The sequence below is a fragment of the Microcoleus sp. S36b_A4 genome (assembly GCF_036700645.1).
Lineage (GTDB): Bacteria > Cyanobacteriota > Cyanobacteriia > Cyanobacteriales > Microcoleaceae > Microcoleus.
In genome coordinates this window covers 1-19,281 of record NZ_JAUBPI010000048.1, presented here as the reverse complement: position 1 = coordinate 19,281, position 19,281 = coordinate 1, and the positions used below count along the sequence as shown (strand labels likewise).

General features: G+C 46.1%; 17 protein-coding genes. 9 read left to right on the top strand and 8 right to left on the bottom strand.

Features of this window, described 5'->3' with window-relative positions:
• Nucleotides 1-187: 187 nt before the first annotated feature.
• The 3 genes from QUA03_RS16660 (at nucleotide 188) to QUA03_RS16650 (ending at nucleotide 2,374) form a co-directional block, all read left to right on the top strand.
• Nucleotides 188-574: a response regulator gene (locus tag QUA03_RS16660; RefSeq protein WP_333083611.1), complete on the top strand. Its 387-nt coding sequence runs from the start codon at nucleotides 188-190 to the stop codon at nucleotides 572-574.
• 1,066 nt (nucleotides 575-1,640) lie between these two features.
• A complete protein-coding gene (locus QUA03_RS16655) occupies nucleotides 1,641-1,949 on the top strand; it encodes a DUF1830 domain-containing protein (RefSeq protein ID WP_333213369.1) in 309 nt (102 codons plus the stop codon).
• Nucleotides 1,950-1,954: 5 nt separating this feature from the next.
• Nucleotides 1,955-2,374, top strand: coding sequence for a late competence development ComFB family protein (locus tag QUA03_RS16650; protein WP_333213368.1), 420 nt, complete (start codon nucleotides 1,955-1,957; stop codon nucleotides 2,372-2,374).
• Nucleotides 2,375-2,594: 220 nt separating this feature from the next.
• On the opposite strand, the gene QUA03_RS16645 is transcribed toward QUA03_RS16650, so the two are convergent.
• A complete protein-coding gene (locus QUA03_RS16645; protein WP_333213367.1) occupies nucleotides 2,595-2,948 on the bottom strand; it encodes a DUF6464 family protein in 354 nt (117 codons plus the stop codon).
• A 419-nt stretch (nucleotides 2,949-3,367) separates the two neighbouring features.
• Nucleotides 3,368-4,099: a sucrose-phosphate phosphatase gene (locus QUA03_RS16640; protein WP_333213366.1), complete on the bottom strand. Its 732-nt coding sequence runs from the start codon at nucleotides 4,097-4,099 to the stop codon at nucleotides 3,368-3,370.
• 171 nt (nucleotides 4,100-4,270) lie between these two features.
• Here QUA03_RS16640 and QUA03_RS16635 point away from each other — a divergent pair, with 171 nt between their 5' ends.
• Nucleotides 4,271-6,556, top strand: coding sequence for an iron uptake porin (locus QUA03_RS16635; protein WP_333213365.1), 2,286 nt, complete (start codon nucleotides 4,271-4,273; stop codon nucleotides 6,554-6,556).
• Between the two features lie 273 nt (nucleotides 6,557-6,829).
• On the opposite strand, the gene QUA03_RS16630 is transcribed toward QUA03_RS16635, so the two are convergent.
• Together QUA03_RS16630 and QUA03_RS16625 are read right to left on the bottom strand one after the other, a co-directional pair.
• On the bottom strand, nucleotides 6,830-10,174 hold the full coding sequence (locus QUA03_RS16630; RefSeq protein ID WP_333213364.1) for a PAS domain S-box protein: 3,345 nt from the start codon (nucleotides 10,172-10,174) through the stop codon (nucleotides 6,830-6,832).
• Nucleotides 10,175-10,579: 405 nt separating this feature from the next.
• Nucleotides 10,580-11,239 carry an HAD family hydrolase gene (locus QUA03_RS16625; RefSeq protein WP_333213363.1) on the bottom strand — a complete coding sequence of 220 codons (660 nt, stop codon included), beginning with the start codon at nucleotides 11,237-11,239 and terminating at the stop codon, nucleotides 10,580-10,582.
• A gap of 49 nt (nucleotides 11,240-11,288) precedes the next feature.
• Between QUA03_RS16625 and QUA03_RS16620 the strand changes: the two genes are divergently transcribed.
• The 3 genes from QUA03_RS16620 (at nucleotide 11,289) to QUA03_RS16610 (ending at nucleotide 14,782) form a co-directional block, all read left to right on the top strand.
• Nucleotides 11,289-12,083, top strand: coding sequence for a Uma2 family endonuclease (locus QUA03_RS16620; protein WP_333213362.1), 795 nt, complete (start codon nucleotides 11,289-11,291; stop codon nucleotides 12,081-12,083).
• A 212-nt stretch (nucleotides 12,084-12,295) separates the two neighbouring features.
• Nucleotides 12,296-14,104 (top strand): aspartate kinase, encoded by a 1,809-nt coding sequence (locus tag QUA03_RS16615; RefSeq protein ID WP_333213361.1) that lies wholly within the window; start codon nucleotides 12,296-12,298, stop codon nucleotides 14,102-14,104.
• A 267-nt stretch (nucleotides 14,105-14,371) separates the two neighbouring features.
• Nucleotides 14,372-14,782 carry a hypothetical protein gene (locus tag QUA03_RS16610; protein ID WP_333213360.1) on the top strand — a complete coding sequence of 137 codons (411 nt, stop codon included), beginning with the start codon at nucleotides 14,372-14,374 and terminating at the stop codon, nucleotides 14,780-14,782.
• Nucleotides 14,783-15,180: 398 nt separating this feature from the next.
• Here the strand turns inward: QUA03_RS16610 and dcm are convergent, their stop codons facing one another.
• Both dcm and QUA03_RS16600 read right to left on the bottom strand, forming a co-directional pair.
• The gene (gene dcm / locus QUA03_RS16605; protein ID WP_333213359.1) at nucleotides 15,181-16,233 is read right to left on the bottom strand and encodes a DNA (cytosine-5-)-methyltransferase; all 1,053 of its coding nucleotides are present in this window, start codon (nucleotides 16,231-16,233) and stop codon (nucleotides 15,181-15,183) included.
• A 76-nt stretch (nucleotides 16,234-16,309) separates the two neighbouring features.
• The gene (locus QUA03_RS16600; protein ID WP_333213358.1) at nucleotides 16,310-16,510 is read right to left on the bottom strand and encodes a hypothetical protein; all 201 of its coding nucleotides are present in this window, start codon (nucleotides 16,508-16,510) and stop codon (nucleotides 16,310-16,312) included.
• A 61-nt stretch (nucleotides 16,511-16,571) separates the two neighbouring features.
• Between QUA03_RS16600 and QUA03_RS16595 the strand changes: the two genes are divergently transcribed.
• Nucleotides 16,572-16,955 (top strand): DUF4346 domain-containing protein, encoded by a 384-nt coding sequence (locus tag QUA03_RS16595; protein ID WP_333213357.1) that lies wholly within the window; start codon nucleotides 16,572-16,574, stop codon nucleotides 16,953-16,955.
• 60 nt (nucleotides 16,956-17,015) lie between these two features.
• Here the strand turns inward: QUA03_RS16595 and psb32 are convergent, their stop codons facing one another.
• Nucleotides 17,016-17,738 (bottom strand): photosystem II repair protein Psb32, encoded by a 723-nt coding sequence (gene psb32, locus QUA03_RS16590; protein WP_333213356.1) that lies wholly within the window; start codon nucleotides 17,736-17,738, stop codon nucleotides 17,016-17,018.
• A gap of 132 nt (nucleotides 17,739-17,870) precedes the next feature.
• Between psb32 and QUA03_RS16585 the strand changes: the two genes are divergently transcribed.
• Nucleotides 17,871-18,101 carry a hypothetical protein gene (locus tag QUA03_RS16585; protein ID WP_333213355.1) on the top strand — a complete coding sequence of 77 codons (231 nt, stop codon included), beginning with the start codon at nucleotides 17,871-17,873 and terminating at the stop codon, nucleotides 18,099-18,101.
• A gap of 152 nt (nucleotides 18,102-18,253) precedes the next feature.
• Here QUA03_RS16585 and QUA03_RS16580 read toward each other — a convergent pair whose 3' ends face one another.
• Nucleotides 18,254-18,799: an NADPH-dependent FMN reductase gene (locus QUA03_RS16580; protein WP_333213389.1), complete on the bottom strand. Its 546-nt coding sequence runs from the start codon at nucleotides 18,797-18,799 to the stop codon at nucleotides 18,254-18,256.
• Nucleotides 18,800-19,281 lie beyond the last annotated feature (482 nt).

The window sequence follows — 19,281 nt, the reverse complement described above, 5'->3', positions numbered from 1 at the left end:
ATGTTCAGGGTTTCAGTAGGTGAGTGGCTACATACCAACCGCTTGATTAGAACGTTCTTAACTGCTGAAACTCTTAATTTTATTGCTTCTTTCTTCTTCTCTATCTGTGAAGAAGCCGAGTTGATGAGGCAGGGTGCTTAAGTTTTTTTCAGTTTACCATAATTAATTTAAAATTTGAGTTTTAATTATGTCAGCAAAGCGCATTCTGGTCATCGATGATGAAAAAAACCTCTGCAGCGTGATTCAGGCCTGTCTGGAACATTTAGGCGGCTGGATTGTACTAAGCGCGCCCGACGGCAGCCAAGGATTGCTGTTAGCTGAAACTCAACTTCCTGACGCTATCCTGCTAGATGTGATGATGCCGGATATGGACGGACTTACTCTGTTTGGTTTGCTGCAAAACAATGTGGCTACTCGGGGGATTCCGGTGATTTTCCTGACGGCTAAGGTGCAGGCGATGGATTTGAGCGAATTTGCTGATTTGGGGGTAGCGGGGGTGATTGCCAAGCCTTTCGATCCTTTGAGTTTGGCACAGCAAGTGGCGGACATTCTGGGTTGGGAACCGTTGCTGTAAACTGGGGTAAAAAGCGATCGCAGATACCATATCAAACTCGGCATTTGAAACCCCTACTAGACAAACAAAGTTGGCCCAGCCCGACTAAAGAATCAAGGGGGCATTAAAGCCGGATGACGATCAAAAATCCGCTTTCTCCTTTTCTTGATTGTTGCGAAAATTATTCAATTATGTTACATAACCCGGTTTATGCGTCCAGGAAATTCCTAGTTTTTCCGGCTATGTTCATAATTTCCTCATTTTTTTGATTTAGCTTTGAGATCGATCGGTGATTGGTTAACTTAAACTCTGATTCCCTAGAAGTTCTAGAGATGATCTCAGGGAGTCGGGGTTTTTTGTTACCCGCAAAGCCGATCGCCGATCACCGTATTTACAGGCAGAATAACTCCTCCAGAAGTTACAAACACTTGCCTCAAGAACGGTTTTTCTTAACCCGGAATCACAGATGCAGCCAAGTTTTTTGCTAAAAAACTCCGTTTCAACCTGCTAATCCAAGATTTATGCAGATTTCCCTCAGAAACCTGGTTTTTTAACCCAGGATCACAGATGCAGCCAAGTTTTTGGCTCAAAAACCAGGTTTTTGCCTAACTGTTGTAATCTCTCCTTCGGCAAAAGTATATTTATCAAAAAAATGATGGCCTTCATAATTTCCTCATATTTTCTAGATAAAGTTTACCCGAAGCTCTGGATCTGAAGGTCGCTCGCACTCTCAGCACCATTCCGCTGCCAAAGAGCGAACCTGTTGTCAGGAGAGTTCGGGGGAGTGAGGGTACTTTCGATTAACTCGTGCTACAGCACAACCAACCTCCATAAGTCAGGATCTAGGCGCTGCATACCAAACAAACCGGGTTTTGTACCGGGAAAAACCGGGTTCCTGCGCCAGTCCTCTAAGTGTTGGCAGGATAACTAAATGCTACAAAAATTAATAACTGAAGATGTGATTCGCGCTCTCGAATAACACCCCAAAAATAAGTCGATCGTTTGAACAAGAGCCAAACTCGTAATTGCTACTAACAGGCAAGGCCAAGTCTCAGTAAGTTTTAGAAAGAGTGTGGAGATTTTTTAAATGTCTGATCAGCTATCTTATAAAGGTAACAAGCAGATTCTGTGCTATTACGCAAATGTTAGCAACCAAGTTCAGGTGGTTCGGATTGGGAACATTCCTAATTGGTACTTTGAAAGAGTGATGTTTCCGGGACAGCGACTGATGTTTGAAGCTGCTGCAGAAGCAGTCTTAGAAATTCACACTGGTACGGTGGCAAGTGCTATTTTATCCGACAAGATTCCCTGCTACGTGCTGCGGGTTATAGAAGAGGTAAGTTCCGAGTTCGAGCTGGGGATGACCGAAGAACGATTGGGGGTATTAGCGGGTTAAAATTCATGAGAAATCAGACGAGATCGAGAACGGCCACAAAAATATTAGTTAACGAGTGTTTGGGGACGGGGAAAATGCAGAAAAATCTTGTCAATATTACCTTAGCTGTAGTCACAGAGGAAGTAGAAAATATCTTGGAGTCTTATCCGAAGCACCCTTACCAACAAGCTTTTTCGCCTTCGGGATTGCGACAGGATTTAATTGCTTATGTGCTCAGCCGAGTTCCTAATAGATATACTGCGATCGACTCCGGCGAGTCTGTGTCAAACCAAACAGTTCAGGTTCGCTGTTCTTCTGAGCAGTTGCTGCACATAGAAAATTTGATTCATACTGGCATTCGCGACGTGCTGCACAGCTATCAGAAGATAGATTACCCCCTGCCTGAAGAAGTTAAATTCGGTTCGAGGGTTGCTAGTGGGTTTTGATAGTTTTTTGTAAATGAATGAGGGAGAAGCCGAGATTCTCGGCACTCTCGGTTGGAGGAGATGGAATTGTACTGACAGAAAGCATCCAGGATACCCGCCACGTGATTCATCCGTCCAGAAATAAAAAACCTGTATCCGATAAAGGCGCCCCCGAATTTATCTCGCGCAAGTCAATGCTAAAATCTAAAATCTAAAATCTAAAATCGATTGACTTGATGATTCAAGACTTTTGGTAATCGCCGCAGCAGTTGCACGGGCCATTGGGATTGACAGCACAGCGCAGAATTTCCGATCGAGCATTAAAGCGACAGCTAGCATCTCCGATAACCCAGATGCCACTTACAAAAGTTCTTTCCGTCGGCGGTGTAGCCGACTGCACGTACAGGGCAATTTTTTGCAGTCGGTAGCGGCCACATTTGAGTTGATAGCGGTGGTGGCGTTCCAATACAGCGTAGGTTTGTCCCTCTAAATCTAGATAGTTCCCCGGTTGTGGCGTCCAATCCAGCCGAATGCTGCCTAAATATTGGCGGGGGTGAGAGAGAATCACCTCTACGGGTAAAGTATTTTGTTCCATGTGGCGGTGCGTTTGCGAACTGAACTAAAGGGGCAAATAGTTGACTCAACCTACATCTTGTTCATCTAGAAAGATAAGTTTTTATAGAGAGAGTAATTTAGGTTTAGGCGCTCAACTTAACTATAGAACCTTTGGCGATCGGGGAATAGGCGACTTATCTTGGGATAGCCGACTCCCTCCACTACGTTGGGCCCAACAGACTAGGAAATAAACTTCAACTCGCTTGAGGTAACTAAAGTTAAGTTCGATTAGGTTTGATCAAGCAGTACACGCTGATGCTATCGCAACTGGCAGGTTCGATCGATACGCGGTTGAGATTCCTGAACAGATTTTAACGGTTTGCAGGACTTGGGGTGCTTCGGATGCGTTTGTACTGAGGACTTCAGTGATCACTACAAACCAAACCGAATTTTTGGCAATCAAAATTCCCAAAAATATGCCATTCCTTCCATGATTCCCCAAGCGCAAGCAGAACCTGCTAAATAATGATTTTCAGTGCCGCATTTGCGATGCCATTCTAAAAGTTCTGACAGAGCATTAGCGACGATTACTCCCCGGACATCTTGGCAAAACATACTGATATCATTGCCAGAATTACCGCAAACTAATGTTGCCTCAGATGCAATTTGTAGACGCTTTTGTAAATAAGCAAGGGCATTGCCTTTATTGCTAGTTTGTGGTAAAATATCTACATTACTATTGCTGCTAAAAATAATTTGAGCTGGCAGTCCCGATTCAGTTAACTTTTGCTGCAAAGCCTGGACAGTCGAGCTATTTTCTGCTCCTGGTTCCAAACAATAACTGATTTTCCAAGGATTTTGTTCTTTTAGGGATTGGGGTTTGAGCTGGGAAAACTGCTGCGCTAAAGAGGCGATCGCCATTTTATCCCAGTCTTGAGAAAGATATTCCGCCCAATCTAAATCGAGGATTCCGTCTTGGTAAATTTCGCTGCCTACACCTGCGATCAAATAGTCGGGTGAGAGCAGTTGCTTTTGGGCAATTAATTCGCAAGTTGAAGCATAAGAACGCCCGGTAGCGTAAACCAAACAAATTTGCGATCGCACAGGTTGCAAGCGCTGGTTTAAAACTTGAGTTGCTTCGTCATCTCCGACTAGCGTGTTGTCTAAATCTGTAACTAATAAAAACTTCATTGGGGGAATTAGTCAGGAGTCAGTAGTCTTCAGTCATTAGTGATTGGGAATCGCTCGCTTCCTAAAATAAATTTAACTATTTATAAGAATTTGTTAAACCAAACACATTTATAAGCAAGCTTATCGTTTAAGATTGGCCAAATTTAATTTTCAACAAGTGGTGTGAGTGGTATGGTGAATAATTCAACCTCCGTTAAAGCTTTTTGGCTGTCTTTCTTGATTTCTGGTGCGGCAGTGCCTTTGGGGCCGATCTCCGCAACAGCTCAAATTCAGGATACCTCAACTCCAGAAGTTGCGCTAGAAGCGAGTGCCGTCCCTACGGCTACCCCAGACGCAGCGCTGGCAGAAGGTAAGATTGAGATACCGCAGTTAGCGGCGATCACCGCAGAGGCTAACTCAGCAGTCGATCGCGCTTTACCCGACACAGATGCAGCATGGGTGAATAGCGCTTTACCCGAAACAGATGCAAAAGTCGATCGCGCTTCACCCGAAACAGATATAGCAAAAGTCGAGCGCGCTTTACCCGAAACAGATATAGCAAAAGTCGAGCGCGCTTTACCCGAAACAGATGCAGCTTGGGTAAATAGCGCTTTACCCAAACAAGATATAGCAATTGTCGATCCTGCTTTACCCAAACAAGATATAGCAATTGTCGATCCTGCTTTACCCAAACAAGATATAGCAATTGTCGATCACGCAACAACAACCCCAGAAATAACGGAGGCAATTCGCGAATTGCCCCCACAGGAGTTAGAAACTGCAAACTCTCCTCAGTCTCAACAAGTTGCTGAAGCCAGCAAAGTTGACGACATCAGCAGCGAGACGGGCAGCGCTGATGACCTCAGCATACAAGAAGACGCAGCACAAGTCACTTCTGTTTCCCAACTCTCCGACGTGCGGCCGACAGATTGGGCTTTTCAAGCCTTACAATCCCTAGTAGAAAGATACGGCTGCATTGCGGGATATCCAGACGGCACATTCCGAGGCAATCGAGCCATGACTCGCTACGAATTTGCTGCCGGATTAAACGCTTGCTTAGACCAAATTACCAAACAACTTGGCGGTTCTACTGGTAATTTAGTCAAGCGAGAAGATTTACTTGCTTTGCAAAGATTGCAAGAAGAATTTGCAGCAGAATTAGCTACATTGCGCGGTCGAGTAGATACTTTAGAAGCCCGCACTGCCGAATTGGAGGCCAACCAATTTTCAACTACTACTAAACTCAACGGATTTGCTTGGTTTAACCTGACTGGAGCTTTTGCGGGCGATCGAGTCCGAGTTGAAGCAACAAATGGAAATGCTGCTCCGCTCGATCGAGTAGCCGGACGCGATCCAGTCACCAACAGACCAATTGTGCAGAGAGTGGACGATGATCCAGAAATCACTTTCAGTCAGTTAGTTTGGTTGACTCTCACTACTTCCTTTACAGGGAAAGACGAATTGATTACACAGCTAGCTGTAGGTAACGGCAATTCCCCAGCCAACCAGTATACTTCAACGGGTTTTTTCAATACATTCGGCACTCCTTTTCTCGATCAAACTGCCGGAGCAAATCCCAATGAAGTTATCCTGCGGGAACTTTCCTATCGGTTCCCTGTTAGCAACAGCTTGCAAGTAGTAGTGGGGCCGCGGATTAATTTTTACCGCTACTTTGACAACAATAAATTTAACTTTTTCGTAGACGGTGCGAGCAGCTTTAATTCTAACAACAGCCCTTTGTTAAGCGCTACCCGACGCGGTGCCGGTGCTGTGGTTTTGTGGGATATTGCCCGCGCATTGAAACTGCGTTTTGGCTATTTGGGCGAGAGTACGGAATTTTTGCCCACTTCCGTATTTAATTCCGCTTCCAATCCGTCTCAAGGATTGTTTGGTGGGACAAATACGACTACAGCAGAATTAACATTCAGTCCGAGCAATCGGACTAATTTGCGTTTTTTGTACAGCCGTTCCAACATCCAGCAAATCGGCGGCTTAATTGGCTCTCCTAACAGCAAGCCGTTAAACGGTGTGGCAGATGACGGTTTTGGTGGTCGGCTGGGGAATGCTACTGCGAATACTTATAGTTTCAATTTCGATTGGTCAGTCACTCGTGGTTTTGGTCTTTTCGGCCGTTACGGCTACGCCGAAACCAATATATTTCCCAAGACTAACCGACCCGACGGCACGATCAAAAATCAATCTTATCAGTTAGGACTTGCATTTCCCGATTTGTTCAAAGAAGGAGCTTTGCTTACCGTGTCATATTTAGTACCTTTTGACTTTACTGGCGGTCGGAGATTTCTGATTTCTGGCGGGGGTAACGGTGGCACGCAGTACGAAATTGAGGCAACTTATTATTTTCCTCTCACCGACCATGTTTCGATCGTGCCGGCATTTTATGCGATCGGCAATGCCAACAATTTCGATAACAACCCGACAATTTTTGTGGGCAATTTGCGGACGCAGTTTAGTTTTTAAGTAAGTTAGGGCTGATATCATTTCCGGTTACACTCATACATGATGTTGACTGTTGACGGTTGACGGTTGACGGCGTCAACCGTCAACATTGAACTCGAATTTACTATTCCGATGCTAACGGATTTGATATGACTTGAACATAATTATATAGCCATCCTCAATGAGTCGTAAATTTTTTACGCCACCCCAACCCTCCCCGAACCCGCGGAGAGGAAGTAAGAAATTCACAAATGATGCGAGGATTGCTATATCCTGATTAGCGTCGTCCTGATGTCAACGAATTGGAATTTCGATGATAAATTCAGTACCTTTACCCGGTTCCGAGTGACACTGCAATTTCCCGTTGTGTTTTTCAACGACAATTTGGTGTGAAATTGATAAACCTAAACCTGTGCCTTTACCTACGGGTTTTGTGGTAAAGAATGGGTCAAATAAACGCACAATATGATCTTCGGGAATGCCCTGACCGTTGTCTTTAATCCGAATTAAAATGCTCTTGTCGTCAACCGTTTTAGTTTGAATGGTAATAGTAGGAAAGATCGTAGAATTTGCGATGTTTTTTGCTTGGTTGCAGCTTTCTTCCAAGGCGTCGATCGCATTTGCAAATACATTCATAAAAACCTGATTTAATAGTCCGGGATGACAGTTTATTTGCGGCAGTTCTCCGTATTCTTTAATCACTTTAATGCCCTGCCAGTTGGGTTTGGCTTTCAGTCGGCTGTTCAACATTAACAAGGTACTTTCTAAACCTTCATGAATGTCGGCAGTTTTGATTTTTGCTTCGTCCGCCCGCGAGAAATTTCGGAGAGTTTGAATAATTTCTACAATGCGCTCGCATCCGGTCTGCATCGAATTGAGCAATTTTGGCAGGTCTTCTGCTAGAAATTCTAAGTCTATATCTTCGGCTTGTTGCTGAAGTTTTGCTGGGGGATTTGGGTACTCTTCTCGATACACCTGTACGATTTCTAATAAGTCTAGAACGTAGCCTCGCACGTGGCAGAGGTTGCCGGCGACAAAGCCAACTGGGTTGTTAATTTCGTGGGCAATTCCTGCTAGCACTTGTCCGAGGGAAGACATTTTTTCGGTTTGTACTAACTGCATTTGAGTTTGCTGCAATTCGCGCAAAGCTGTTTGCAATTCTTGGGATTTTTGCCGATCGCGAGAGGCGGCGGCGGCCCGTTCTTCCTCAACTCCGATCGCCCCAGCAATAATTCCGATCAGCTTGCAGTCGGCTTCTGTGGGCGCGATCGACTCAGTGTAGAGAACGCACATCGCACCCACATAATTGCCGCCCAGCCGCACTGCTTGTCCCAGATAGCTTCGCAGTTGGTAGCGGATGACAGCGGGATCGGTTTGGGCGTAGATCGTGTTCTGCAAGTCAGGAATAGCAACAGCCCGATCGCTTCCTTTGCTGCATACGTCGGTGCAGATGTGGCCCTCGGCGCGATCGACCAGCGGGTAGTCCGGCGGCGCTTGCCAAGTCGCGATCGCCCGCAGGAGTTCGCCACCGACGTGGCTGTAGATGGCGCAGCTTCCTCCCAAAAGCTCGCCGGCTAAGGATGTCAGGCGCTGGATGTTCTCAGCCGCGTCGGTGGTGAATCCCAAAAAGCACTCGTTGATTTTGCTGAGACGGTACTCTGCTTGCCTGCGCGCCGTCATGTCGCGGGAGTTGATCACAATTCCTTTCACAGCGGGGTCTGCTAGCAAGTTGATGCCGACACCTTCGAGAAAACACCAAGAACCGTCAGCGCGCCGGAACCGACCTTCTAGGGCGATCGGATCGCCTGGATTTGCGATCAGTTTTTCGCCGTCGGACATCAGCGAGGGAAGGTCGTCAGGGTGGATGAAATCGAGAGCAATTTGACGGGCGAGTTCCTCTGGTTCGTAGCCTAAAACTGTTTCTACAGAAGGGCTTTCGTAAACAATGCGACCACGGGCGTCGAGAATAGTAATGATGTCGGAACTGTTGAGAATTAGCGATCGCCACTTAGCCTCATTTTGGAACAAAGCTGACTCGGCGTGTTTGCGATCGGTAATATCCTCTACCATTTGCAAAAGAAACTGTGGCGTTCCCTGACTGCTGTCGATGACAGAGGCGCTGAGGCGTCCCCACCTGATGCTGCCATCTTGGCGGAGGTAGCGCTTCTCTATTTGGTAAGCTTCGCGGGAGCCCGCGGCCAACTGTTGGCGCAACTCGCGCGAAGTTTGTGCGTCTTCCGGGTGCGCGCAGTCGTCGAGGCAGACACCGCGCAGTTGAGCTTCCGAGATCCCCAGCATAGCTTGAAATGCCGGATTAGTGGCGATCGCAACACCTTCGAGGGTAGCGACTACCATGCCGATGGCAGCGCGTTCAAAAATTGCCCGAAACCGCTGTTCGCTGTCTCGCAAAGCTGCATCCGCTGCCACTTCCTGGGTGATGTCCCGCCCCGCCACTGCCAAACCTTTGCGCGAACCGTCGGGGTTGAACAGCGGCACTTTCCGCACTTCAAACAAATTGCTGCCGCCTGTGGGCAAGGGCACAATTTGGCGGCTGGAGGTGAGAGTGCCTGCTTGCCAGGTGGTTTCGTCGGTTTCCTGCCAAGTTAGCAGGATTTCTCTGACTCTGGGATCGGCGGCAGCAGCGAGTTCGGCAGTAGTTTTGCCCTGGTAGTCTGCGGTTTCCCAGCCCAAAAGTTGGAGGGCGCAGTCGTTGGCAATCAGCCAGCGCCCCTCGCTGTCTGTGAGGTTGATCGCGTCGGGGACGGCGTTAATTGCGGTTTTCAACCAGTATTCTTGATTTCGCAGGGCTGCTTCGGCTTGTTTGCGATCGGCGATTTCGGCGACGGTTCCTTCGTAGTAAAGAATTTCTCCGCCTGCGTCGCGGACTTCGCGCACGTTTTCCGAGATCCAGGTAGTGCTGCCGTCTTGGCGGCAGATGCAGGACTCAAACTCTTTCAGGGAGCCGTTTTTGCTGATTTCTGCCATGAATGAAGCGCGGCGGGTGCGATCGGCGTAAATGTTTTTTGCCGAACATTTTGCGATCAATTCTGACGGGGAATCGTAGCCGTACATTCGGGCTAGTGCGGGGTTGGCGCTGAGGTAGCACCCGTCTGGGGCGGTTTGAAATATGCCTTCGGTGGCGTTTTCAAAGATGCTGCGGTATTTTGCTTCGGCTTCTTTGAGGGCTTCTTCTGCTTGGAAGCGATCGGTGATATCAGATTGAACGCCGATGAAGTGGGTAACGAGCCCGCTGCTGTCGCGCACCGGCGAGATAGTGAGTTCGTTCCAGAAGGGGGTGCCGTCTTTGCGGTAGTTTTTCAGAACTACTTTGCAGTCGTGTTGTTCTTTCAGGGCCGCGCGGATTTGATCGACGGCAGCGCGATCGGTATCCGGGCCTTGCAGGAAGCGGCAGTTCTGCCCGATTATTTCGCTGCGATTGTAGCCTGTAATCCGCTCGAAAGCCCCGTTACAGTAGACTATAGGCTTGTCCGGCCGGGTAGCGTCCGCGATTGCGATGCCGTTGCTGGTAGCTGCTAGGGCGCGATCGTACAGCCGAAATACTTCTTCTATTAAATTCGGTGTGCCGCCAGTACGAGTCGGCGATAGCGTTTCAGAAGGAATGCTTATATCTATCTGCATGAGTTTCTATAAATTGAGTTTATTGTAGATACCGACTACCAGCACACCCTAGAGTTTAACAAAATTGTCTCTTTTCCGAAGGCAGAAGTTAAAATGCTATCATGCAGAATTTTGGCGGTAAATACTACCTAAAAAAAATCGGGATTCCCTCGTTTCTTTCCTATTTGCTCCTGCCTTGTGCCTTCTACCTTCAAAGGAATCCTACTTGTTAATTTATAATAGCTGTTCCAGGGATCACTCTATCTTTGGTATGGTTTACTTGGCAGAGTTTAGGTAGCTTACAAGTTCGCGCATTTATTTTTACGGTTGAATCAAAATAGAATGTCCGGAGTCTTTATTGATTTTTTTTGAATAAAAAAACTAGGACTTAAGGTATTCAAACTATTACTAAAAAACCAGGAAAAATTAATTTTGAACGAACACAGCAAGTTCTGAAATATCGTCGATCGCGAAAGTCGGTTCTAGGGCGAGACACTGAGTGCGATCGCCATATCCGTAAGCCGCCCAACAAACATCTATCCCAGCATTTTTAGCAAACAGCAAATCAACCGCTGTATCGCCCACCATTAAAATTTGACTGTTATCCAAATCCAGGAACAGTGGTTTAATAATGGAGTTAAAAACAGTCGGATTTGGTTTTGGAATTATTTGTCCGTTATCACCTAAAATTAAATCAAAAAAACTGTGGATTATCAATTTTTGCAGTAACACATTCACAAAACTAACGTGTTTGTTGCTAAAAACCCCCAGGTTCAATCCAGACTGACGCGCCAACTCCAAGACTTGCTTTGTCCCGGTAAATAACTCTACTTGCTTTTCACCTTCAGTCCGATAATAAGATCGGTAAGTTTCAACCCATTCGGGAATTGCGCTTTCGTCGATTGCCGGATGGAGGATTTTAAAGCTATTTGGTAAATTGATGCCTATTGTACTTATAATAGTATCAGCAGCAGGCGGGGCAATATTGTAAGTTTCAAAAGTTTTGGTAAAGCAAAATACAATAGCTTTGTGAGTAATTGCCAAAGTGCCGTCAAAGTCGAAAATAATTAACTTGTACTGACTCATATTCCGTTCCCAATGTGAAGTATAATTTTTAAACATTCAAGAGGTCAACATGAGTGTCACCGAAAAACCCGAACTTCTAGTAACAGATTTTACAGATTTTCCAGACCACACTCAATTACCCGATTCCGACGGTACTTTTGTGAAAAACTTTCAAGAACTCCCTCAAAGCATCCTGTTAACAACATCTGTCCGACCCATTTTAGACCAACTTCATCCCGACGGACAATACTGCATCGGTCAAGATTCAGGTATTTATTGGCGAGTCCCGAAACCCCCAGAACCGCCAGAAAAAGGAGCCGAAGCCCCAGATTGGTTTTACGTGCCCGACGTGCCGCCAACTCTCGACGGAAATATGCGGCGTTCCTATGTGATGTGGAAAGAATTAATGCCCCCGTTAATCATACTAGAATTTGTCTCTGGAGATGGCAGCGAAGAAAGAGATAAAACTCCCAAAAAAGGCAAATTCTGGATTTACGAGCGGATTATTCGACCTGCTTTTTACGGAATTTATGAAGTCAAAAAAGCCAAAATAGAATGCTATCATTTGGTGGAAGATAGATTTGAGTTAATGTCAGAAAATCAGCGCGGACATTACCAAATCGAGCCAATGGGATTGGAATTAGGCATTTGGCAAGGAATTTATCAAGGCGTAGAATTGCCTTGGATGCGCTGGTGGGATGCTGAGGGGAATTTGCTGCTGGCTGCCGATGAACGAGCCGAACAAGCGGAATTGGCAGTCGAACAAGCGCAGTCAGAAGCAGAACAAGAACGGCAAAAGCGAATAGAAGCCGAGCTGCGAATTCAAGCTTTAGAAGCGCGTTTGCGAGAGCTAGAAGGAGGCTAAAATCAGAATCAAGAGGGCGGGTTTATTAAAATATTCGTTGAGAGACTTAAATGGCTGGTAAAACCCGCCCATAGCCACATATTTTTATCGTTTACGCAGATATTTTTTTTCTTTTCTCCGGTTTGTTGTAGGGGAATTTTAAAAATTACCACTTCTAATCCAGAAGCTGCTTGTATTATTTGATAAGTATTTTGTAGCTTTGTGTAGAATCTATGGCACTAATTGTTCAGAAATATGGCGGAACCTCGGTTGGTACAGTCGATCGCATTTTGGAAGTAGCCAGACGAGTAGTAAAAACAGCACAGCTTGGCAACTCTCTGGTTGTCGTACTTTCGGCGATGGGCAAAACCACCGACGGTTTAGTTAAACTCGCCAAGGAAATTTCCGCAAATCCCAACAAGCGGGAAATGGATATGTTGCTCTCCACTGGGGAACAAGTCTCGATCGCACTTTTAAGCATGGCATTGCAGGAAATGGGACAGCCCGCCATTTCCCTCACCGGCGCCCAAGTCGGCATTGTCACCGAAGCCGCCCACACCCGCGCCCGGATTTTGCGAATCGATCCCAATCGGATTGAGAGCCAGTTAAAAAGCGGTAAAGTGGTTGTGGTTGCGGGTTTCCAAGGCATAGCCGATGCCGGAGAATTGGAAATTACCACCTTGGGCCGTGGCGGTTCCGACACAACCGCAGTAGCCCTCGCTGCAGCGCTGCGGGCAGACAGGTGCGAAATTTATACCGACGTTCCCGGAATTCTGACTACAGATCCGCGCTTGGTTCCCGACGCGCAATTAATGGACGAAATCACCTGCGACGAAATGCTGGAATTGGCGAGTTTGGGCGCAAAAGTCCTCCACCCGCGCGCGGTAGAAATTGCCAAGAATTACGGCGTACCGCTGGTAGTGCTTTCTAGCTGGAGTGACGCCCCCGGTACGCGGGTAGTGTCCCCACCCCCGCAACCCCGGCCTTTGGAGGGCTTGGAGCTCGCAAAAGCCGTCGATGCGGTGGAATTTGACTTAGATCAGGCGGGGGTGTCGCTACTGCGTTTGCCTGATCGCCCCGGCGTAGCAGCGCGGTTGTTTGGTGCGATCGCGCAACAAAACCTCGATGTAGACTTAATTATCCAGTCAATTCATGAAGGAAATACTAACGATATTGCCTTCACAGTGACGCGAAAATCTCTCCAACAAGCTACTGCCGTTGCAGATGCAATTATCCCCGCCCTCGGCAAGAATTCTCGCCCAGAATTGGGAGAACCGGAAGTGAAAGCAGAAGAGCGGCCAATAGCTAAAGTTAGCATTGCGGGTGCGGGAATGATCGGTCGTCCGAGGGTAGCGGCGCAGATGTTTAAGACTTTAGCGGATGTGGGAATTAACATTCAAATGATTTCTACATCCGAGGTGAAAGTTAGTTGTGCGATCGATGCCGAAGATTGCGATCGGGCCGTTGCCGAACTCTGCAAAACATTTGATGTCGCCAATTCCCCTATTGGGCTGCATTCATCATCCCACAAACCGCCCGCAGTCCGCGCCGTTGCGTTGGATCTCAATCAAGCGCGTCTAGCAATTCGCCAATTGCCCGATCGACCCGGAGTAGCAGCAAAACTGTTCGGACTTTTAGCCGAGGAAAATATCAGCGTAGATACAATTATTCAGTCGCAGCGCTGCCACAATATCGACGGCATATTAACTCGCGACATTGCATTTACTGTCGCACAAATTGACGCCGAAGCTGCTAAAAACGCCCTCGAAAAAGCCGCCCCAGAATTCGGATGGGGCGAAGTAGCAGTCGATACACAAATTGCAAAAGTTAGCGTTGTCGGTTCCGGGATGGTAGCGCATCCGGGAGTAGCGGCAAAGATGTTTGAAGCGCTTTCCCGCCAGCAAATCAACATTCAAATGATTGCCACTTCCGAGATTAAAATTAGCTGCGTTGTGGATGAGGTACAAGGTGTAACTGCTTTGAAGGCAATACACGCAGCCTTTGAACTTGCCGGCACTGAAAGAATCCAAGTTCCAGCTTAAGACAAGTTTGCAGTCGGGAATTAAGATTGCCTCCTATCGGTGCTTGTATGGCGGTTTTCGGTAGGGACACGGCATTGCTGTGTCCTTGCAAATATCGCGGACACAGCAGTGCTGTATCCCTACAAATATATTCGGATTTGGACACCGCACTGCCGTGTTCATACAAATATCGATCGACCGTCAACAATGGGATTTTTGAGTGCAAATTTCACAGCATGAGGCTGTGTTAAAATGAAATTGGCGATCGGCTAAAATGGATTGAATCTTATGACTGTAGCAAAGGAACAAATTACTGATAGCAGTAGCAATAGCGGTTTATTAAATTTCCGAATCACTGTTGAACGTCTGATCGAGCTTTTAGATTTAGAAGAAGAGGATGAGTACGGGATTTTGAGACCGACTGAATATGCTTTCAGGACAGCTATGAAGTTAGTTGTAGAAGCCTACGATAGCATGGGAAACAGTTTTCCAAAAGCCTCAACAGGTACAGATGACAGAGGCAGTATTACACTTGATTGGACAAGCTTAGAACCAGAGCGTACAGTTCGCCTATTTTGTCCATTCTGTGCGGAGCAACCAGTTGACATTTATCACCATGCAAAAAATGAAAATGCAGTCGAAGATATCGCTTCATCATCAACATTAGTTGACTGGTTGCAGTGGTTTAACAAAATATGATAGAACAATCTTCAGCAAGTGCGTCAGAGTTTGAAACATTACCGGATCGTACACTTGTTTACCGAGCTCTCCGAAAAGGATGGATAGATCGGGATAGATCGTCAAATCGGACACTATTTGCGGAAAAATATAAACGAACAGGGTATTTCTGTCAATTTTTCCATAGAGCAATCTTTGAGTGCATTGAGAAACTGTGAAGGAGTCGCTAGCCTTAATGTAGGGGGAATTCGAGAACTAGGTCTAAATGTAGTACGTGACTCTTCATCTCATGGGAGTATTATAGGCTTGCCCTATCGTGAAGATAACCGTCCAAGGGCTGATGAGCTTGCACTTTTATTGGCAAGACAGTCTCGAATTGTATGGGAATCTTCGTCAAGATAGTAAAATAAGTTGTCAGATTAAGTAATAGTGTTAGCTAGAGTTTTGACTTCTTCAAGAAATCGAGATTCTGGGTGTCTTTGTGGTTCCTTCGTTTCATTTGACAATAAATTTTGACTTAATATTTCTTGGGCGATCGCCTCTACAACGGGCACACAAACCGAATTCCCAATTTGCTTGTAACTTTCCCCCGTACTCGGATAACTCTTAAAATCTTCAGGAAAACCCATAAGACGGTAACATTCCTTCAGCGTCAACTTTCTCACCATATCTTGCTCAGGAATGTAGATAAAAAACCTGCCAGATGTTTCTTGCGAAGGAATGGTGGGATGCACTCCATCTACCGAATAAATGCGATTAGGCTGTCTGTGAACTCTCGATAAATGTTCTGTATTCGGCCTCACGCCAGTTTTCCAAGTACCTTTATTTCTGTAACCTACAAACAAAAGTCCCGAATCTTGCTTTCTCGGATAATCAATTAAAGTATATTCGGATTTATCCACTATTTCAAAATCCCCTGTCTTGTCTAGAAATTCCCTGAGTTTTGGAGTAACCTGGGTTTTAAGCCGAGAAAAATTGAATGGTTTACCTTTAGTTGCAATAATAAATATTCTTTCACGATGTTGAGGAATTCCAAAGTCTTTAGCATTCAGCATTTTGTGATTCACGCTGTATCCCAAATCTTCAAGACTGGCAATAATTACTTTTAAGGTATTTCCCTTGTCGTGATGGATTAAGTGCTTGACATTTTCGAGAACGATAACTTTAGGCTGCTTGATTTTGATAATTTTACAAATCTCGAAAAACAGTGTGCCTCTAGTATCTTCAAAACCGAGCTTTTTGCCGCAGATGCTAAAAGGTTGGCACGGAAACCCGGCGACTAAAATATCAAAGTCTTCTAACTCGACGGGATTAATTTTACTGATATCTCCAAAAGGAACCTCACCGAAATTTTCCGTGTAAGCTTCTCGGCATTTACTGTTAATTTCGCACGAAAAAACGCATTGAAAGCCGATTTTTTCAAACCCTTGTCTGAAACCTCCTATTCCTGAAAACAAATCTATAAATTTCATTTTGGCTCAGCTTTAACACAAACAAATCATCTATACAATAATAACCGATTTTGCATCATAGATAAGTGAGCAACGGCTAAAAAAACAGAATTCCCAGATCCCGGACTTCTTGAACAAGTCGGGGATCTAACAGCGATCGCGTCTTAAGTTCACTCATCAATTTCTCTGTCGAGCCCGATCGACTGTAGCATAGGAGCGATCGGCAAATTGCAGGAAGTATCGATCGCCCGAAACTTCCCCCCGCATTCAACCAACCAATGTCCCAAACTTGTCCCACAGCCGACTAAACTAGAAATAGCAAAAAAAATATAGCTATTGTTTACTTCCTTTCACCAACCATGAGTCAAACCTTGGAAAATCTCACCGCCATCGATGACAGCCTATCCAAACGCCACATCGACCTCGATCCAGGTGGCTACTTCATCATTTATCTTGATCGCGAAACCAGCTTAATTTGTGCCAAACATTTCACCAACATCATCGACGATCGAGGCCTCGCCGTCGATCCCGAAACTGGTAAACCAATCCCCGCCCGCGGCAAAGTAGAACGCACTGAGGTCACACTTTTTACCGGCAGAACCGCCAAAGAACTTTGTGTCAAAATTCTAGAAGAAACCCGCCCCAGCCCGGTGACAATGTTAGATCACGCGGCTTATCTGGGACGGGAATTTGTACGGGCAGAAATTGCATTGTTGAGCGATCGAGAATACGTTCAAGATTAGTCGAAGCATCAACTGTTTAAAAACCTCGCTGTCAACAGTCAACAGTCAACAGTCAACTGTTCAAGAAAAACCTTGATACCAGAAATAAGTCACCATCGGAATCACTGTCGCCAACACCAACAGCACAACCACAACAACTGTGGCATTGCCTTGATCTGTTTCTTCAGCTTTTTTAAACGTGCCTTCAACTTGAATGTTGTCAACAACTTCAGGGGGACCCGGATCGGGTTCGCCCGACAAAACAGTTGCAATGCGCGTACTTGCAGCCGCAAATGCCTCGTTGTATTTATTGGCTTCCCGCAGCGGCACTTGCACGGTTTCCCCGGCTACACTCTGGGCAATTTCATCGGTTAGCAGGGACTTAATCCCTTCGCCGGTGCGAATTGCCGCGCTGTTGGTAACAGTGTCGAGAACGAGTAAAATTTGATTAGTCTGGTCTTCTTTTTCGGGAAACCACTGTTCAAACAATTGGTCGGTGAAAGTGGCAGTCGTTTCACCGTAGTCTAAGCGATGGATGGTGACAAATCGGACTTGTTTCCCTGTTTTGTTTTCCAGGTTGTCGAGTACGCTGCTGATATTGCTTTCGCTGCTGCGGCTGAGCACGTCGCCTTTGTCGAACACCCAAGTTCGATCGCCCGCCGACAACACCGGTATTTCGTAAACGCCAGTCGCCAATGCTGGCAATACGGCCATCTGGGATGCGATTAGGGCGATCGCGATCGTCGCGGCCAAAGGTTGGAGATATTTTCTCCAGTTAAATAATTGCTTCAGGAGTCTAGTCATGAGGTTAACCGTAAAACTGACTTTTTTCCAAAAATACTATAGAAACCCCCGTAAAATTCATTTTATGCAGGGCAATATTTACAATTAGCTCGTCAGTGGAACTCCCCGCCAGATTATTTTAGGATTCTAACTATGGAACCAGCAGACACTTATAAAGGTTGGATTATTCAATCCCAGAAAGTCTTCTACGTCGAGGTTTGGGATAGTCGCGGCAACCGCCACGTCGCCGTCCAAAATGCCAAGACTGAGGAGGAAGCTTTGGAATTGGCAAAAAAGTGGGTAGACAAATATGAGTCAAAACCCGGAAGAATGCCGATCGACGTACCCCATCCTTTCGGAGACATGATCGATATGCCATTTTAAGTCAGTTGACTGTTGACTGTTGACTGTTAGTATCACAGCTTGTAGGGTGCTCTACTAGAGAAAAAACCTCTTCAAATCGAGGAATTATGGCAACTGACGCATCCGAGTAATATGCCAGTTGCGTCCAAGAGTGCGTTTTTCCTGAAATACAATTACGGAATTCCTCGCAATTTCCGCGTATTTTCTACTAAACTCCGAGCAAATTCGTCGAACCTTTCCGACAGTTTTTCATCCAACAATTTACCATCAGGACTAAAAGCTTTCCAAGCTTGTCCGATCGCAATTTGTTCGGGTATTACCCAAGCGTGCACCCATCTCAAAATCACGCGCAAATCGTTGAGTGCGTTGTTGTTAACTTGCCCTCCCAAAACGCTAATCCCACCCGCAACTTTCCCGTCCAAATGCTCAAAACTCATCAAATCCAGGGCATTCTTGAGAGCACCGCTGACGCTACCGTGATACTCCGGCGTTGCCAAAATCAAGCCGTCGGCTTGCTTAACCGCATTTCGCAGCTTTGCCACATCCGGGTAATCGAGATAATCATTCTCACCGTTGCAGAATGGCAGATTGAGCGATCGCAAATCCAATATTTCAACTTCCGCGCCCAGGGCCTGCGCCCGTTCTGCTGCCACCTTCAATGCTAACTGGCTGTAGGAACCAGCCCGCAAACTTCCACCAATGCCGACAATTTTTACCATAAAGCTTAAAAACAAAAACTGACTTACTAAAGCGTACTCATTACGAGTATGATTAACATAGCAAGTTCGATCGACAACTGTCAATCGATTTTAGATTTTAGATTTTAGATTTTAGATTTACCGACGGAGCCCACAAACCGGGTTTTTTGAGCAAAATCCTGGGTTATAGCCCGCAGATGAGGTAAAAAACCCGGTTTCTTGAGCAGCCGTGGGTAAGTTCAGTTGAGGGGGCCCAGCAACCGGGTTATTTGAGCAAAATCCTGGGTTATAGCCCGCAGATGAGGTAAAAAACCCGGTTTCTTGAGGAAGCCGTGGATTCAAAACCCCCCCTCTTGAGGGGTTTCTTAAGATGCCCGCGAGAGATAAACCCATTCAACACCCGCCCTCTTGTTAAAATAAATGAACGTAGGTGCGATTCGTTTAGTCGAAAGGAGTAATAATACTCAGGGATGGCTAGTATGGCTTCCAAAGTCATAACAACT

Bases quoted from the DNA above. Each gene is read 5' to 3' on its own strand.
- QUA03_RS16660 (WP_333083611.1), top strand. From the start codon at position 188: ATGTCAGCAAAGCGCATTCTGGTCATCGATGATGAAAAAAACCTCTGC.
- QUA03_RS16655 (WP_333213369.1), top strand. From the start codon at position 1,641: ATGTCTGATCAGCTATCTTATAAAGGTAACAAGCAGATTCTGTGCTAT.
- QUA03_RS16650 (WP_333213368.1), top strand. From the start codon at position 1,955: ATGAGAAATCAGACGAGATCGAGAACGGCCACAAAAATATTAGTTAAC.
- QUA03_RS16645 (WP_333213367.1), bottom strand. From the start codon at position 2,948: ATGGAACAAAATACTTTACCCGTAGAGGTGATTCTCTCTCACCCCCGC.
- QUA03_RS16640 (WP_333213366.1), bottom strand. From the start codon at position 4,099: ATGAAGTTTTTATTAGTTACAGATTTAGACAACACGCTAGTCGGAGAT.
- QUA03_RS16635 (WP_333213365.1), top strand. From the start codon at position 4,271: ATGGTGAATAATTCAACCTCCGTTAAAGCTTTTTGGCTGTCTTTCTTG.
- QUA03_RS16630 (WP_333213364.1), bottom strand. From the start codon at position 10,174: ATGCAGATAGATATAAGCATTCCTTCTGAAACGCTATCGCCGACTCGT.
- QUA03_RS16625 (WP_333213363.1), bottom strand. From the start codon at position 11,239: ATGAGTCAGTACAAGTTAATTATTTTCGACTTTGACGGCACTTTGGCA.
- QUA03_RS16620 (WP_333213362.1), top strand. From the start codon at position 11,289: ATGAGTGTCACCGAAAAACCCGAACTTCTAGTAACAGATTTTACAGAT.
- QUA03_RS16615 (WP_333213361.1), top strand. From the start codon at position 12,296: ATGGCACTAATTGTTCAGAAATATGGCGGAACCTCGGTTGGTACAGTC.
- QUA03_RS16610 (WP_333213360.1), top strand. From the start codon at position 14,372: ATGACTGTAGCAAAGGAACAAATTACTGATAGCAGTAGCAATAGCGGT.
- dcm (WP_333213359.1), bottom strand. From the start codon at position 16,233: ATGAAATTTATAGATTTGTTTTCAGGAATAGGAGGTTTCAGACAAGGG.
- QUA03_RS16595 (WP_333213357.1), top strand. From the start codon at position 16,572: ATGAGTCAAACCTTGGAAAATCTCACCGCCATCGATGACAGCCTATCC.
- psb32 (WP_333213356.1), bottom strand. From the start codon at position 17,738: ATGACTAGACTCCTGAAGCAATTATTTAACTGGAGAAAATATCTCCAA.
- QUA03_RS16585 (WP_333213355.1), top strand. From the start codon at position 17,871: ATGGAACCAGCAGACACTTATAAAGGTTGGATTATTCAATCCCAGAAA.
- QUA03_RS16580 (WP_333213389.1), bottom strand. From the start codon at position 18,799: ATGGTAAAAATTGTCGGCATTGGTGGAAGTTTGCGGGCTGGTTCCTAC.